Source organism: Nonomuraea sp. NPDC050022 (assembly GCF_044460705.1).
In the GTDB taxonomy this organism is placed as follows: Bacteria; Actinomycetota; Actinomycetes; order Streptosporangiales; family Streptosporangiaceae; genus Nonomuraea.
Genome location: NZ_JBITKE010000014.1, coordinates 59495 through 74974, shown reverse-complemented (window position 1 = coordinate 74974; position 15480 = coordinate 59495). Strand labels below are relative to the sequence as shown.

General features: G+C 68.8%; 18 protein-coding genes. 10 read left to right on the top strand and 8 right to left on the bottom strand.

All coding sequences use genetic code 11. The annotated features are described in order from the left end of the window. Window positions 1-36: 36 nt before the first annotated feature. Entirely contained in the window at window positions 37-1251 is a 1215-nt protein-coding gene (locus tag ACIBO2_RS46050; RefSeq protein ID WP_358548959.1) for an MFS transporter, read from the top strand. Between the two features lie 251 nt (window positions 1252-1502). Here the strand turns inward: ACIBO2_RS46050 and pgeF are convergent, their stop codons facing one another. Then, window positions 1503-2210 carry a peptidoglycan editing factor PgeF gene (pgeF, locus tag ACIBO2_RS46045; RefSeq protein ID WP_358548961.1) on the bottom strand — a complete coding sequence of 236 codons (708 nt, stop codon included), beginning with the start codon at window positions 2208-2210 and terminating at the stop codon, window positions 1503-1505. A 331-nt stretch (window positions 2211-2541) separates the two neighbouring features. Continuing rightward, window positions 2542-2919, bottom strand: coding sequence for an IS200/IS605 family transposase (tnpA, locus tag ACIBO2_RS46040; RefSeq protein WP_397304328.1), 378 nt, complete (start codon window positions 2917-2919; stop codon window positions 2542-2544). A gap of 53 nt (window positions 2920-2972) precedes the next feature. Between tnpA and ACIBO2_RS46035 the strand changes: the two genes are divergently transcribed. The 6 genes from ACIBO2_RS46035 (at window position 2973) to ACIBO2_RS46010 (ending at window position 8599) form a co-directional block, all read left to right on the top strand. Further along, window positions 2973-4286 (top strand): transposase, encoded by a 1314-nt coding sequence (locus ACIBO2_RS46035; protein WP_358548966.1) that lies wholly within the window; start codon window positions 2973-2975, stop codon window positions 4284-4286. Window positions 4287-4311: 25 nt separating this feature from the next. Beyond that, window positions 4312-4638 carry a hypothetical protein gene (locus ACIBO2_RS46030; protein WP_358548969.1) on the top strand — a complete coding sequence of 109 codons (327 nt, stop codon included), beginning with the start codon at window positions 4312-4314 and terminating at the stop codon, window positions 4636-4638. Next, window positions 4635-5570, top strand: a complete 936-nt coding sequence (locus ACIBO2_RS46025; protein ID WP_358548971.1) for a hypothetical protein — start codon at window positions 4635-4637, stop codon at window positions 5568-5570. The genes ACIBO2_RS46030 and ACIBO2_RS46025 overlap by 4 nt, the downstream gene beginning before the upstream one ends. A gap of 109 nt (window positions 5571-5679) precedes the next feature. Further along, window positions 5680-6144, top strand: a complete 465-nt coding sequence (locus ACIBO2_RS46020; RefSeq protein ID WP_358548974.1) for a hypothetical protein — start codon at window positions 5680-5682, stop codon at window positions 6142-6144. A 119-nt stretch (window positions 6145-6263) separates the two neighbouring features. Further along, entirely contained in the window at window positions 6264-7703 is a 1440-nt protein-coding gene (locus tag ACIBO2_RS46015) for an aldehyde dehydrogenase family protein (RefSeq protein WP_358548976.1), read from the top strand. Between the two features lie 17 nt (window positions 7704-7720). Further along, on the top strand, window positions 7721-8599 hold the full coding sequence (locus ACIBO2_RS46010; RefSeq protein ID WP_397304327.1) for a tetratricopeptide repeat protein: 879 nt from the start codon (window positions 7721-7723) through the stop codon (window positions 8597-8599). Between the two features lie 9 nt (window positions 8600-8608). Here the strand turns inward: ACIBO2_RS46010 and ACIBO2_RS46005 are convergent, their stop codons facing one another. Together ACIBO2_RS46005 and ACIBO2_RS46000 are read right to left on the bottom strand one after the other, a co-directional pair. Continuing rightward, complete coding sequence (locus ACIBO2_RS46005) at window positions 8609-9241, bottom strand: response regulator (protein ID WP_397304326.1); 633 nt, start codon at window positions 9239-9241, stop codon at window positions 8609-8611. After that, on the bottom strand, window positions 9238-10377 hold the full coding sequence (locus ACIBO2_RS46000) for a sensor histidine kinase (RefSeq protein ID WP_397304403.1): 1140 nt from the start codon (window positions 10375-10377) through the stop codon (window positions 9238-9240). The genes ACIBO2_RS46005 and ACIBO2_RS46000 overlap by 4 nt, the downstream gene beginning before the upstream one ends. Window positions 10378-10504: 127 nt before the next feature. Between ACIBO2_RS46000 and ACIBO2_RS45995 the strand changes: the two genes are divergently transcribed. Then, window positions 10505-11293 (top strand): lysostaphin resistance A-like protein, encoded by a 789-nt coding sequence (locus ACIBO2_RS45995; protein WP_397304324.1) that lies wholly within the window; start codon window positions 10505-10507, stop codon window positions 11291-11293. 18 nt (window positions 11294-11311) lie between these two features. On the opposite strand, the gene ACIBO2_RS45990 is transcribed toward ACIBO2_RS45995, so the two are convergent. Further along, on the bottom strand, window positions 11312-11719 hold the full coding sequence (locus ACIBO2_RS45990) for a hypothetical protein (protein ID WP_397304323.1): 408 nt from the start codon (window positions 11717-11719) through the stop codon (window positions 11312-11314). A gap of 234 nt (window positions 11720-11953) precedes the next feature. Here ACIBO2_RS45990 and ACIBO2_RS45985 point away from each other — a divergent pair, with 234 nt between their 5' ends. Both ACIBO2_RS45985 and ACIBO2_RS45980 read left to right on the top strand, forming a co-directional pair. After that, window positions 11954-13210 (top strand): helix-turn-helix transcriptional regulator, encoded by a 1257-nt coding sequence (locus ACIBO2_RS45985; protein ID WP_358548988.1) that lies wholly within the window; start codon window positions 11954-11956, stop codon window positions 13208-13210. Window positions 13211-13680: 470 nt separating this feature from the next. Beyond that, window positions 13681-13851, top strand: a complete 171-nt coding sequence (locus ACIBO2_RS45980; RefSeq protein WP_397304321.1) for a hypothetical protein — start codon at window positions 13681-13683, stop codon at window positions 13849-13851. Here ACIBO2_RS45980 and ACIBO2_RS45975 read toward each other — a convergent pair whose 3' ends face one another. The 3 genes from ACIBO2_RS45975 to nthB are packed head-to-tail and all read right to left on the bottom strand — an operon-like array spanning window position 13852 to window position 15475. Next, window positions 13852-14193, bottom strand: a complete 342-nt coding sequence (locus ACIBO2_RS45975) for a nitrile hydratase accessory protein (RefSeq protein WP_397304320.1) — start codon at window positions 14191-14193, stop codon at window positions 13852-13854. After that, a complete protein-coding gene (nthA, locus tag ACIBO2_RS45970; RefSeq protein WP_397304319.1) occupies window positions 14190-14813 on the bottom strand; it encodes a nitrile hydratase subunit alpha in 624 nt (207 codons plus the stop codon). The genes ACIBO2_RS45975 and nthA overlap by 4 nt, the downstream gene beginning before the upstream one ends. Beyond that, the gene (nthB, locus tag ACIBO2_RS45965) at window positions 14810-15475 is read right to left on the bottom strand and encodes a nitrile hydratase subunit beta (RefSeq protein ID WP_397304318.1); all 666 of its coding nucleotides are present in this window, start codon (window positions 15473-15475) and stop codon (window positions 14810-14812) included. The genes nthA and nthB overlap by 4 nt, the downstream gene beginning before the upstream one ends. Between the last annotated feature and the right edge of the window lie 5 nt (window positions 15476-15480).

Here is a 15480-nt window from a genome sequence, read left to right as displayed (position 1 = left end):
TCCTATTGCCAGATGATGGGAGCTAGCGTCACGCGGGTGACTCGATACCGGCAGGTGCTCGCCGTGCCCGGGATGGCATCGCTGCTAGGCGTCTCGCTGCTCGCCCGCACCGCGATCACGGCCTCCGGGATGGCGCTGACGATGTACGTCGTTCTGGGCCTGGGCATGAGCTACGCGGCAGCGGGAGGAGCCGCGGCGGCCATGACCGCCGGTCTGGCGCTGGGCGGTCCGCTGCTGGGCCGCATGATCGACCGGCGAGGCGCGCGTATCGTGCTGCTGATCACCGTCGTGGTTCAGGTCGCGTGTTGGCTGGGCGTCGCGGTACTGCCGTACACGACCCTGCTGGCCGCCGCCTTCACAGCAGGTCTGCTGATGGTGCCGGCCCCGATGGTGACCAGGCAGGCGATCGCCGCGATGACGAAGGCGGGACAGCGCCGGGCCGCCTTCGCGCTGGAAGCGGTACAGGGCGAGCTGTCCTACATGGTGGGCCCGCCGATCGTGATCCTCTGCGCGGCACAACTGCCCTCCGGCGTGGTGGCCTGGGGCGTCGGCGCTGCGATCGTGGCGGGCGGAGCGGGGATCGCCCTGCTCAACCCCCCGCTGCGGGCTGAGGACGAGGCGCCGGCCGACCCAGCCGACCGCCCCCGTCGCCGAGAGTGGCTGGGCCCGAGAATGATCGCGGTGCTGGTGATGGCGTTCGGCGCCACGATCGTGCTCAACGGTACCGACCTGGCCATCGTGGCCACTCTCAAGGAAGCCGGTCAGGTCTCCTGGGGCGCCGTCGTGGTGGCCGTGTACGGCGCGGCCTCCATCGCCGGCGGGCTCCTGTACGGCGCGCTCCCGCGACCGCTGCCCACCTGGCTGTTGCTCGGCCTGCTCGGGCTGGTAACCATTCCCGCCGGACTGGCCCACGATTGGCGCTGGTTGTGTGTGGCAGGCTGCGGCGCGGGGCTGCTTGCCGCACCGACTCTTTCCGCGTTGTCCGACGCCGTGAGCCGGCTCGCACCCGCGAGCGTGCGCGGTGAGGCGACAGGCTTGCAGTCCTCGGCGCTGGGCGCGGGCTTCGCCCTCGGCGTCCCGATCGTCGGCGGGGTGATCGACACGTCCGGACCGGCAGGCGGCTTCGCGGCGGCCGGCCTGGCCGGCCTCGCCGCCGCGCTGATGGGATGGCTGCTGTCCCGGTGCTCACCCAACCGAACGCGGTCGGTGCGCAGCGATTCCAGCTTCATCGAGGCCTCGGACACGCGATGATCTGCCTGCCGTCCAGTGGCTGGGCCTTCTCAGGCCATGCTCGGCGTTGCACACCTCCACAACATGGCCCTCGGCCGCGCAGGTCCCAGGGGGTGCGGGTCCCAGGGGGTGCGGGTCCCAGGGGGTGCGGGTCCCAGGGGGTGCGGGTCCCAGGGGGTGCGGGTCCCAAGGGGCGCAGGGCTCGGGCAGGGCGCAGATCTCCGGGGAGGTGCAGGTCCCAGAGCGGTGAGGGGCTTGGTGGGCGGCGGCGGTCAGGTGAGCCAGATGAGGCCGGCGAAGCGGCCGCCCGGCTGCTCGCGCCGGTGGGAGTAGAGCTCCTGCGACTCGATCGTGCACCGGGCGTCGTGTCGTACGTCGGCGACGCCCGCCGTACGCAGCTGAGCCTCGATGCCCGCCCGCAGGTCCAACGCGGGGGTGTCCCACGAGGTGGTCGACCAAGTTTCCGGCACCCGGGACGCGACCCGTTCGCGCAGGTCGGCGGGCACTTCGTAGCAGCGGCCGCACGCGCCGGGTCCGATGAGCGCCACCATGCGCGCGGGTGCCGCGCCCTTGGCCGTCATCGCCTCGACCAGGGCGGTCGCGATGCCCGCCTCGGTGCCCGGACGTCCGGAGTGGGCGGCGGCCACCATGCGCGCGACCGGGTCGGCGACGAGCACGGCCGGGCAGTCGGCGCCCAGCGAGGCGAGTGCCAGCCGTGGCTCGGTGGTGAAGACGCCGTCGAGCGGCGGCGCGTCGTCGCCGAACGGCTCGCTGACGTAGGCGACGTCGGCGCTGTGGACCTGCCGCATGAACACGACGGCCCGCACACCCAGCTCGGCCGCGACACCCGCCCGGTTGGCGCGCACCGCCTCGGGGTCGTCTCCGACCAGCCCGCCAAGATTGCGCGACGCGTATGGCGCGGCGCTCACGCCCCCGTGGCGATCGGTGATGGCGACGTGCACTCCGGGGGCCAGCTCCATACTCCGATCTTAGGCCCCGGCCGCCGACGACCGGCCTCCTGACGGGCCCGCCCGCCGAGCCGATGGCACGGCCCGCCGAGGCTCCACCGCTGGTGGTCCCGTCAGTGTCCCTGCCAGTAGGGTTTGTGTTTGGCCATTTCATGACGAATATCCCACCCCTGGCGGAGACCACCACGCTGCACAGGCTCGTGGAGTACGCTGGCGCCTCGGGCGACTTCTACCAGAATGTGGGCCAGTGCTCCGGTGTTCACGCCGGGGGTGAAGGCTCATATGGGAGTGCCCGCCAGGGCGCGAGGGTGCCCTGATCTTTCAGGTTTGTCGGCAGTTTCACTCAGACAGGTTGTTTCTGCTGCTCGATGTATTCCGTGAGTATGGTGAGCGGCGCCCCGCCGACCGAGCCGGCGAAATAGGCGCCAGACCAGAAATGTCCGAGCACGCTGTATTCCTTGCGAAGTATCCGGGCCGAGACCTCTTTCAGCGAATTGGCGAGTTTGGACAGGGTGACCTTGGTTGGGTGGTGGACCAGCAGGTGGACGCGGTCGTGCTCGCCGTTGAACTCGCGCAGTTCGACCTCGAAGTCGGCGCATACCTGGCGCATGAGTTGGTCGCCGCGGATCGGCATCTCGTCGGTGAACACCCCACGCCGGTACTTTGTCACGAGCACCACATGAGCATGGAGGTTATAGACGACATGTCGCCCCCTTCTCACCTCGGGGTTCGAATTTCATCGCGGTGACATAAACCAAACGATATGATCAGTGCGTGGAGAAGGTGAAGCGGACTCGTGCGCACGTGGCGCGCTTGGCGTTGGACAAGCGGCAGGCAGCCGTCTTGGACGGCCAAGCCCACACCGCGCGTGCCGTGTGGAACCTGCTTCATGAGTTCGCGACCTTCCGTCAGGGCCGGTTGGCGTCCTTGAAGGAGTGCGACGCGGCGATTCGGCAGGCCCGCCATGAGATCGGGTGGATGGGGCTGCTGCCCGCTCAGGCCGCGCAGGCCGTGCTGAAGATCTACCGGCAGGCGTGGGCGAACTTCTTCAACCCCGACCACCCGGCCGAACGCCCGACGTTCAAGGACCGCTTGCGGTCTCGGATGGCCGTGGACGTCCCCCAATCCCGCGACCTGCAGATCGCCAGGATCAACCGCAGGTGGGGCGCGGTGAACCTGCCCAAACTCGGGCGGGTGAAGTTCCGGTGGACCAAAGACCTGCCCGGCCTCACCAAGAGCGGCCCTCACGGCAGGATCACCGGGGCTCGCCTGGTGAAACAAGCCCACGGGTGGACCATCGCCTTCCGTACCGAACTGCTCGTCGCCGCCCCCGTGCCGCACACCGGGCCGAAGGCCGGCATGGACCGGGGCATCGCGGTCCCCCTGGCCCTGTCCACCGGAGGACACCTTCGGCACGGCCCGTGGCTGTCCAGTGGGCAGCGCGAGCGGCTGTTGCGTCTGGAGCGCAAAAGCGCCCGTCAGCGTGCCAGCCGCGGCAAAGGCGACCCGGTCTCCAACCGGGAACGCCGCACCTACGACCAGATCGCCCGGCTCCGCGCGACAGCCAAGCGCCGAGCCGTCGACTGGCAGCACCAGCGCACGACCGACCTCGCGCGGCGGTTCAGCGCGATCGTGGTCGAAGACCTGAACATCACCCACATGATGGCCTCGGCGTCCGGGACCATGCAGCAGCCGGGGCGTGGCGTCGCCCAGAAGCGGGGCCTGAACCGCTCGATCGCGGGTCAGGCGTGGGGCCGGACGGTGGAGTTGCTGACCTACAAGGCCGCCGACCGCGGCGGCTTGGTCGCCAAGGTCGACCCGCGCGGCACCAGCCAGGAGTGCCACCGCTGCCACACCACCACGAAAGGATCACGCGAAACGCAGTCGCGGTTCGCGTGCAAGAACCTGGCGTGCGGATGGATCGGCAACGCTGATACCAACGCCGCCAGAAACCAGCTTCATCGGTACAACTCTGCCGCCGGACGGGCGGTCACAGGACGTGGAGACTCCGCGATAGCGGGGCCGGTGAAGCGTCAAGCATCCTGTCCCACAGCCTCGCCCGCACCCGCGCCGCGAGCTGCTGCGTAAGCAGCACAGGAACCCTCCATAATTTATGTGGAGGAGCACGTCAAGACATGCACTACGACCTCGACTCGACTTCGCCCACGCGCTCGGCCACCCGGACCTGGCGGTCCACGGCCTGCTCAAGGCCGCCTACCGGGGCCGGCTGGTCACGCGATGGCTGAACGGGCGCGGCCGCCTGACCGTACTGGAGGTCAGCTACCGGGGCATGGACTTCCGCGACCGCCCGCACACCTGCCGCGGCCGCGTAGTCTCGGCCGACGGCGAGCGGGCGGAGCTCGAACTATGGGGCGAAGATGACCAGGGCCGCCGCACCACTCTCGGCCACGCCGAGATCATCTTCAAGGAGAGCCGATGACCACCCTTGCCGACCTGCACGCCCTGATGGCTCGCCTGGGACATCCGGTGGTGACCGCCCCCGCGCCCTCCGTGTCCCGGTTCGCGGACGGCGCTCCGTACCGGTTCGAGATTCCCAGCGTGGAGGGGCCGGAGGTCCTGGAGGCCGTCGTCGCGGAGGGGGACCTCCTGAACGTACCGGTGCACCGGACCTCGCAGGGCAGCGGCGTGATGATGCTGTCGGACGCGGAGATCACCCGCATGGCGCGTATCGGCGCCGAGCGCGGCATCGAGATCAACCTGTTCCTCGGCCCGCGCGCCGCCTGGGACACCGGCGGCCAGGCCAAGGTGACCCAGGCGGTCGGCGCCGCGGCCAGGGGCAACGCGATGGTCGCCGCCTGCGTGGCCGATGCGCTGCGGGCCTGCGAGCTGGGCATCCGCAGCCTGCTCGTCGGCGATCTCGGCACGCTGGAGGTGCTCACGACGATGAAGGCCGACGGCGCGCTCCCGTCCTCCCTGGTGCTGAAGACCTCGGTGCTCCTGCCGCTCACCAACGGCCCCACCGCCACGATCCTGGAACGGCTCGGCGCGAGCACGCTCAACGTCGGCACCGACCTGACCGTCCCGCACCTGGCCGAGATCCGCGCCGCCACCGGCCTGCCGATCGACCTGTATCTGGAGGTACCCGATGACCAGGGCGGATTCGTCCGCTTCTACGAGGCGGTGGAGATCGTCCGGGCGACGGCCCCGGTCTACCTGAAGATGGGCCTGCGGAACGCGCCGAACATCTACCCGTCCGGCGCCCACCTCGGCGCGGTGCCCCGCGAGCTGGGCCGGGAGCGAGTACGCCGAGCGGCACTGGTCCAGCGACTGCTGGAACAACTCGACCCCGACCTCGCCAAGCCCTCCACCTCGGCCCAATCCCCCTCGGACCTCGGCATCCCACAGCCATAATGACGGCCACCTGGCACTTTGCCCCACTCGCCTGGGTGCGGCCCGTTCCGATCCTGGGTAGCTACTCTCTGAACATGAATGAATGCACAAAGTAGCTAGCGAGGAATCTATGGGACTTCCACAAGGACGGTTCTCCATCTACCGGGGCACGGAGCTACACCCCCAGAGCCGGCTGGACTTCGCGTACGGCACACAGTCCGCCGTCGGCCACCCTTCGCGTCTGGTGGACACCAAGTGGCTGTGCTGGGGCGCCGTCGATTCCGCCCAGGCGCGCTTCCGCGTGGTAGACGGTCAAGAGGAGGACGGCGGCTGGAGCTGCCTGATGAAAATCGACGACGGCCCCTACGCCGGCTACTGGCTGGACTCCAGCGACGGTTACGTCTGCGCCGTAGGCTCCTCCAGCCAGCGGTGGAGGTTCGTGGGCGGCGGCGACCAATGCGAATGGTGGCAAGACGCACGGCCGGTAGTGATCAGCGACCACAAGCCCGCCTCCAACGTGGGCAGCGGCCAGCAACTGCGCGCCCAGCTCGGCGCCACCCCGCAGATGTACACCATCAGCCGGATCGACGGCTGAGCGCCGGTCGCCAAACCCTGCCCATCGTGGTCACAGCAGCTTCTGCGATCACGATGGGCACCCGGCGCACCGCAGTGCCCGCTAGCCGGTGCGAGGCAAGCAAGCATATGCTTGGCCACGTGGCTGACTATCGCAACTTGATCGGCGGCAAGCTCGTCCCGGCCGTCGACGGCAAGACCATGGACTCCGTCAACCCGGCCACCGGCGAGGTGTGGACCAGGATCCCGGCGAGCGGCCCCAAGGACGCCGAGGCGGCCGTGGCGGCCGCCCAGGAGGCGTTCCCCCGCTGGTCGGCCATGCCGGCGCTGGGCAGGGCGCACTTCCTGCGCAAGGTCTCCGAGCTCTTCGTCCAGCACGCCGAGGAGCTGGCCAGGCTGGAGACGCGCGACAACGGCAGGATCCTGCGCGACACGCTCAAGAAGGACCTGCCGGGCATGGCGCACCTGTGGCAGCTCGCCGCGGGCCAGTGCCTGGACGCGGTCAAGGGCGACACCGTCATCCTGGGGCCCGACGCACTCGGTCTGACGCGGCGCGAGCCGTACGGCGTGGCCGTCTGCATCATCCCGTGGAACTCCCCCATCTCGACGTTCTCCGCGAAGGCCGCCTTCGCCCTCGCGGCCGGCAACACGGTCATCGTCAAGCCCGCCGAGCAGGCGAGCGTGTCGGTGCTGCGGCTGGGCGAACTGCTGGCGGAGGTGTTCCCGCCCGGCGTGCTGAACATCGTCAGCGGCCTGGGCGAGGAGGTGGGCGACGCCCTCGTACGGCACCGGGGCGTCGGCAAGATCAGCCTCACCGGTTCGACGGCCACCGGTCAGGCCATCACCCGGGCCTCCGCCGACTCTCTCAAGCCGATGACCTTCGAACTAGGCGGCAAGTCGCCAAATATCGTCTTTCCTGATGCTGATCTGGAGGCGGCCGCCCAGGGCATCACCGTGAACTCCATCTTCACCGGCAACGCCGGGCAGGTCTGCGTGGCCGGTTCGCGGATCCTCATCCACCGGTCCGTCTGGGACGAGGTGCTGGAGCGTACCCGGCAGATCGCGGAGAGCCTCATTCTGGACGACCCGCTCGACCTGGCGACCACGATGGGCCCGATCGTGTCGGCCGGCCAGTACGAGCGCGTCCTCTCCTACCTGGAGGTGGCCGAGAAGGAGGGCGCGGAGCTGGTGTTCGGCGGCCGGGCGGGCGCCGAGGTGGTGCCACATCTGCCCGGCGGCTACTGGGTGGCGCCCACCCTCTACACGACCGGCGACAACGCGCTGCGCATCTGCCAGGAGGAGATCTTCGGGCCCGTGGCGGTGGCGATCCCGTTCGAGACGGACGAGGAGGCGCTGACGATCGCCAACGACTCGCCGTACGGGCTGGCGGCCGGTCTGTGGACGCGTGACCTGCGCCGCGCCCACCGGTTCGTCCGCGATCTGCGCAGCGGGACGGTGTGGGTGAACACCTTCCGGCAGATGCCGCCGGGGCTACCGTTCGGCGGCGTGAAGGACAGCGGCTACGGGCACGACTCGGTCCTCGAATACACCCGGGAGAAGGCGGCCATCATCCAGATTTAGTTAGATAGATTCCCATCATGAGCGAGGGGATCAACGAAAAGCCGGAGCTTTCCGAGGCTGCCGCACAGTCTCGGGCCTCGGTGCTGCGCAGCCGGGCCGAGTCGTACATCGCGCTGTCGAGACACGACGCCGCCATCGCCGATCTTACGGAGTCGATCGCGCTCGTGCCGGACAATGCCCGAGCCTGGCGGCTGCGCGGTGAGAGCCACCGGATCATCGAGCGCTACGAGGCCGCGCTGTCCGACTTCGACGAGGCGCTGCGGCTGGAGCCGGACAGCGGGTACGCCCTGGGCTCGCGCGGCCAGGCGTATGCCTCGCTCGGCCGCTTCGAGGAGGCCATGGCCGACTTCGAGCACGCGCTCACCCTCTCGCCCGAATCGCTGTGGATCCTGGAGGCGAAGGCGGACACCCTCGCCGATCTCGGCCGCCTGGACGAGGCGCTGGAGGAGCACGCGAAGATCATCGCCCTGAACGAGGAACTGGCGTACTCATGGCTGGCCAGAGGCGAGCTCTACCAGCGCATGCACCTGTACACCGAGGCCATCGACGACTACACGCGGGCGCTGGAGGTGGAGCCCGAGTACGTACGGGCGTTCAGCAGGCGCGGTGAGGCGCTGCGCATGGTCGACCGCTACGACGAGGCCCTGACCGACCTGAACCGGGCCATCGACCTCGACCCGGACAACGACCGGGCGCTGGGCAGCCGTGGGGCGGTGCTCAGCGAGATGGGCGACAACGAGGGCGCGGTGAAGGACCTGGACCGGGCGATCGAGCTGGACGAGGACTACATCTGGGCATACCGGGTGCGGGGCGAGGTCCTGCAGGAGATGGAGCGGCACGAGGAGGCGGTGGCCGACTTCACCCGGGCACTGGACCTGGAGTTCGGCGGCTCCTGAAAGGTCCCCTTACGACCTGGACAGGTGCAGGGCGAGTTGGGTCCGGTCGCGTAGGCCCAGTTTGCGCAGCATGCTCGACACGTGGTTCTTCACCGTCCCCTCGGTGATGAACAGCCGGGCGGCGATCTCCCGGTTGGTCGCACCCACGGCGATCATCCGGGCCACCTCGAGTTCCCGGCTCGACAGGAGCTCCTGGCCGGGAAAGCGACTCGGCTCGCGCGGCTGCCCACGCAGCTCGGCCACGAGCCGGGCGGCCACGGGTCCGTCGAGCACGGTCTCGCCCTCGTACGCCTTGCGGATGCCGTCGATCAGCTCCTCGGGCGAGCAGTCCTTGAGCAGGTAGCCGCACGCTCCGGCGCGCAGCGCGCCGAAGATGTACGCGTCCTCCTCGAAGGTGCTGAGCACCAGCGCGGCGACGCCCGGGTGCTCGGCGGCGAGCCGGGCGGTCAGCTCGACCCCGTCCATCCGCGGCATCCTGGCGTCGACGAGCACCACGTCGGGGGCGCAGCCCGGCACGGCGGCCAATGCCTCCCGGCCGTCGGCGGCCTCGCCCACCACCTCGATCCCGTCCTCGATCTCCAGCAGTTTGCGCAGTCCGCGGCGCATGAGCTCCTGATCGTCCACGAGCAGTACGCGGATCATGGCCGGGCCACCGGCACCTCGGCCCGCAGCTCGAACCCGCCGTCGCGGGCGTTGGCCGCCAGGAAGCTGCCGCCGACGGCCCGCACCCGCTCGGCCAGCGAGGACAGGCCGAACCCGGCCGCGCGCGCCGTACCCTTGCCGTCATCGTCGATCGTCAGCACCACCCGATCCTCGCCGAAGTTCAGGCGGGCACGCACCCGGCGGGCCTCGGCGTGCCGCAGCGCGTTGGTGAGTCCCTCCTGGAGTACGCGGTAGAGGACCAGCTCGGAGTCGGGGTCGATGCGGCGTTCGGCCCCGTCGACCGTGAAGCTGACCTCGACGCCGGTGCCCTCGAATGACCTGGCCAGCTGACCGAGCGCGGCACTGCCGAGCTGGCCGTCCAGGGCGAGGGGGCGCAGCGCGCGCACCCAGCGCCGCGCCTCGGCCAGCGCCCGCACGGTCATCTCCTTGGCCTGGCGCACCTCCTCCCAGATCAGTTCCGGACGCCGTTCCCGGTAGCGTTCGGCGTTCTCCAGGTTGATCTTGATCACGGTGAGCTGGTGCCCGATCGAGTCGTGCATGTCCCTGGCCATCCGGGCGCGTTCCTCGGCCACGGCCAGCTCCCTGATCCGCTCGATGAGGCGCTGCGCCGCCGCGCGCTGCCGCCCGGCCTCGAGCAGAGCGGAGGTCATGGCCAGGGAGAAGACGGCGAGCAGCGTCATCGGCATGACCTGGTCGAGCGCTTCGCGCCAAGTGGCGCCGAACAGCACCAGGATGGACGCGCCCACGGCGAGCAGGTAGATCGCCGTGATCACGATGGCGCGGCGCATGTCGTACACGAAGGCCAGGTTCACCATCGCGACGAACACCAGCGCGATGTGCCACCCGCTCAGGAACTGACCGACGAACAAGATCACCACCAGGAGCCCCGGGGCGGCCAGCTTGCGCACGGGGCTCGCGTCGGGGCTCCACGGCATGACCAGCCAGAGCGCCGCCACCAGCGCCATCAGAGCGGCGAAGAGCCCGAGGCGCGGCCATCCGGCGGCGGATCCGGTGGTGGATTCCACGGCGGCCCCGACGCCGCCGACCAGGACCGTCGCGAAGACCGACCAGAACACCACCGACAGCAGGGCAGGCCGACCGGGGTCGCGAAACATCACATCTGGGGACCCTACGCGGCTGTCCACCCCCGCGACATCCCCCCAGCGACACGGTACTTCGGTCATGCCCGGATCTACCCCATGCTCGATGTGCGCGCTGACGAGTGCGCTTTAGCGTGCCGCCATGCGAATCCTCGGTGCTGTCCTTGTCACGATCGCGATGCTGTTCGCGGCCATCTTCGGAGTCGCCGCGATCGGCAACGTCCTGTTCGACGGCTCACAAGCCCTGGCGCCGTTGATCACGGTGCTGGTGCTCCTCATGTTGTACGTCTATCGACGCTTCGTGAGCCATCGCCCGTGGTCCGGCCTCGGGATGACCTTGACCTGGCGTGCTCTACCCCAAGCGCTGCTCGGCATGGCGGTGGGCCTGGCCCCCCTGCTCGCGGGCAACGCCGTGTCCGTCTGGGCGGGCGCGGCGACCTGGCAACCGCCGGCGATCGAGTCGCCCCTCATGCTGCCTCTCGCCATCGTCCTGATCATGCTGAGGGCCTCGTTCCCGGAAGAGCTGCTGTTCCGGGGCCATCTGTACGACACGCTGTCCGACCGGCTCGGGCCCCGCGCCGTTCTGGCGATCACCACGCTGTCCTTCGGCGCGATCCACATCCTGTCGAGCAGCCCCGCCTCGGGGATCGCGGAGAAGATCCTCTTTGTCGTGCAGGCCACCGCGCTCGGGCTACTGTGCGGGGCGGCCCGGGCGCGAACGGGAGCGGTGTGGATGGCTGTGGGCGTACATACCTCGATCTACCTGAGCAGCGGCGCGTTCCCCACCCAAGAGATCAACTATGGGGCGCAACTCGCCCTTCAGACCGCCGCTCTCGTCCTGACCGCCGTCCTGGTGGTCAAATTCCCGGCTGGCCGCGTGGTGTCCGGTCCCGCGCGCGGTTCCGGACGCTTGCTCGACCCATCGGGCTGATCAAGCAACGGATGTCGCCTAGCCGCACCTGTACCCGCTGTCGTCCCAGCAGGAGTCAGCCGCGGCCACGCTGACCGACAAGCCCTCTCGCTGGCCTTTTGGAGAAGTGTCAGTGATCTCTTCGAAGGCGATACCGATGAGCCGCTGGCCCACCTGGTCGACAAGCTGAAATTCCGCACAGCTTGGAGCGCATGCCTGCCAGGCGGGCGACCACCCCGCCTCGACGAACGCCTTCCGCAGCTCATCACGTCGAAGTTCCGGGCTCACCAGAACGGACAGTGCGGCACCGTTGTTGGCGGAGTCGCATCCGTTCCATTCGTCAACACTCACACGCTTGCCCGATGGCAGAACGGCCCCGACCGCCTTCAGATACAGAGCGTTCTCCCGGTTCGCCCGGTCTACGCATTCCTGGCCGCCACCGTACATGCCCTCATAAACGGGGCTACAGCCGATCAGACTGCATGCCAAGACCATCAAGGCACTCGCTGTGCAGAGCCTCCTGGATGGTCGAATCGAGCGATGTAACCCCATGGGGCAAAGTAGATCATCTGTCGAGGAGGCTGGCAAAGCGCTGCGTCCCCGCGCCGATTCGCCGCAAGAGACCGGTTCCAGGCGGCTACTCTCAGAGAAGGCCCCACAACCCCCAGAGGTGTTCTGGATATGGCGACCGAATCAGCGCTGGGCGACAATTTGGCGCGCATCCGGGTGAGCAAGGGATTCACCCAGGAAGAACTCGAAGAACGCTCGGGCGTCAGCGTGTCCACGATCCGCAAGCTCGAACAGAACGACCGCAAGAGCGCTCGGGTTTCCACCCTCCGCAAGCTGGCGCAGGCGTTGGACGTGCGGACCTCAGAGCTGTTCCGGCCTTCGCCGGAACCGGTGTCGCCCCAGGACGAAAGTGTGCACGCCGATCTTTTCGCCCTGCGGCGCACTCTCCAGCCGATACGCGGTCTGACAGGCGTCCACATGCCTGATCTCGACGGGCCGGTCACGTACGAGACCGTTCGGGCGTCCTTCCTCGCCGCCAACGGGCTGTACCGCGAGGACGATTACCGCGCGGTGGTGCAGACCATCCCTTCGCTGCTTCTGGAAGCGATGACCTTGGTGGCCGAAGCGAATGATGCACCGTCGGAACGTGCGGCCAGAACGCTGCTGTCCCAGACCTTCCAGTTCTCCGCGCAGGCACTGATTCAACTTCAGCAGTACGACCTCGCTTATCAGGCGATCACCGAAGGCATCGCGCACGCGGAACTGGCCGATGACGCGTTGCTGGCCGCGTGGCACGTCTTCAACGAGTGCTGGCTCTTTCTCCGTGAGGGGCGCTTGGAAGACTCCCGGCGTGCGGCGCTTTCGACGGCGCAGGCGATCGAGCCTCGCTTCTCGACCGGGAATCCGGCCGAGTTCGCCACGTGGGGATGGCTACTGCTGTGGGCCTCCGCGGCAGCCGTACGGAACAACCAGGGCGACGAAGCCGATGACATGCTCACACTCGCGCAAGCGGGTGCGCACCGAATCAGCGAACAAGAGCTCCAAGCTCCGCCGCTGTGGGCAGCACGAGGAGCATCGACCTTCGCCGGCTTCTCCCCCGAGCTGATCCAGATCAAGGCTGTGGAGTACGCCGTGGTGCGTGGCGACCATTCACGGGCGTTGGAGATCCACAACACCGTACGGCTGTCGAACCGGCTGTCCAGCAGCACGAAGCACCGTTACATGCTCGACGTCGCCAGCGCCAACGCCTCCGCACGGAACGCGGCGGAGTCCTGGGCGATACTTCACGACCTACGGACTCGGGTGCCGCACTGGCTCAAGTATCAGTCGTTCGCCCGACGTGTCGTGGATCAGCTCATTGAGGACAGATCGCGGGCACTTCGTGCGGACCAGGCCGAGATCGCGACATTCCTGGGTGTCGAGTCCTGATCGAAGTGCCACCAAGTGTGGCAGGTGTCGCTCGGAGGGTCTCCATGTGCCACATCACGTCCCTGGAGTGGCACGTAACTCTCCGTGATGCTTGGTGGCATGTCAGCCACTCCCCCGGAAACCTTGAACTCCAGCTCCGGCCACCATGCCCCAGCTGCCGCGGAGCAGCTCAGAGATGAGCTTGAAAGGTTGGGTATCCGCGCCGACGTCCATCAGGGATACGGGATGGCTCTCGTGTCGGTGTGGGTCGGCCTGGTCGTCTGGTGCGACGGTGAACGCTACTGGTGGCGTACGGGATGGGACGCCCAGCGCAGGCGCGTGCTTTACGCCTGGCATCCCGCTGTCGAGCCTGTCCGGGCTGCTCGCCGCGTGGCCTTGCGGTATGCGGATCTACGCGCGAATCATCCACTGTCCGAGGTGATCGCCGACGTCACATCCGGCAGCGGGGCCCCAGCAGTCGACGGCACGGGATGAGTGAGCCCTGGACGGTCCGCCTCCTGCGCCACGGTCGCCAGTCCGCCTCCTTCAAGAGGTTCGCCGCACTCCGCTACGCGCTACTCGTCGCCGCGTGGGTCGTGGTGGCCTGCCGCTCACTGCGCCACGCCGCCGCGCACGCGGGCAGGCCGGAGAGGCGGGCATGATCACGGGTGACCGTGATCGTTGAGGTGGTCGTGGCCCGGGTGGCGTCGGGCCAGGGTATGTGCGCGGGCGATGACCTCCTCGGCGGACACGGTGCCTTGGCCGACGAGCACATCCTGCAGGGCGTCCAGCCAGTGCTGGTAGTAGTTCCAGCGCTCGTCCTTCTCCCAGGCTGAGATGCGGGCGATCAGTGCGGCCCGGAACTGCGGCCAGGTGAACACGCCCGCCTCGTGCAGGGTGACGGCCATGCCGAAGGCGCGGCTCTGCCACGGCTCGACGAAGACCAGCTCGCCGTTGGAGCGGGGCGGTGCGGCCGGGCCCTCGGCGTCCAGCGGGGTGGTCATGGCGCCTTGACCTTGGCCACGTCCAGCGGGGTGCCTGGCGCCTTGACCTTGGCCACGCCGACCATCGCGTCCCGGGTCACCAGCGGCACGAGCTGTTCCTCCGACAGGTGCTCGGTGCCGGCCGGGCGTTCGGGCAGCACCAGCCAGCGCACTTCGCTGGTGGAGTCGCGGACGGTGATCCTTACGTCCTCGGCGAGTTCGAGCCCCATCTCCGACAGCACCGTACGCGGCTCTTTGACGATGCGCGCCCGGTAGGCCGGATCCTTGTACCAGCTCGGCGGCAGGCCGAGCACCGGCCACGGGTAACACGAGCACAACGTGCAGACCACCACGTTGTGGGTGGTCGCGGTGTTCTCCACGACGACGATGTGCTCGCCCTGCGGCCCGCCGAAGCCCAGCTCCTTGATGGCCGCGGTGCCATCGGCGAGCAGCCGTCGCCGGTACCGCGGGTCGGTCCACGCCTTGGCGACCACCTTGGCGCCGTTGAGCGGGCCCACGTTGGTCTCGTAGTCGGCGATGATCCCGTCCATCGCCTTCGGGTCGATCAGGCCCCGCTCGGTGAGCAGTTGTTCGAGCGCCTCGGTACGCAGCGCCGCGGGGAGACGTTCGCCGATGGTCATGAGAGTGCCTCCAGGTAGCTCTCGTACAGCTCCGCGGTGAGCGTGAAGGGTTCGGCGTCGGCGCCCCACAACTCCCGTGAGTCGAATCGCACCGAATAGACGTGCTGCGGGTTCTCGCCCAGGAAGTGCGCGTTGGTGTCCGGCAGCAGCGCGGCGGGCTGGATGAACTCGACAACGCCGGTATGTCCGCGTACGTACGCCGGCAACCGGGTGTGCCCGGGCGGTGACATGTCCTTGGCGCGTACCCGCTCGCCGACGGCGAAGGCCGGCGGGACGTCCACCGGGCGCAGCGAGCCCGGCGCGGTCGGCGTGTAGTCGGGCTTCGCAGGTTCGGGGATCGGTGGTTCCTCGACGTGTTCGCCGCGCAGGTTGCGAGCGCGGGCGTCGATCGCGGCCGGTGCGAGGATGGCGCTGTCGGTGAGCATCAGCTCCGAGGCGTTGAACCAGCGGCCGAAGTAGCCGTCGTCGAGGTAGGCGGCTCGGCCCAGGCGCTCTTGCGCATGCCGGAAGGCGTCCACGTTTCGCCCGGACACCCGGATGGACAGCAGCGTCAGCGCGAACGCCCTCCCCTGCCAGGGCTCCTTGAAGACCGGTTCATCGCCTCTAGGCGGATGGGTGGGACCCCAGCCCTCGGTGCCCCCCATGTCGGCGATCCCATCCACGCAAT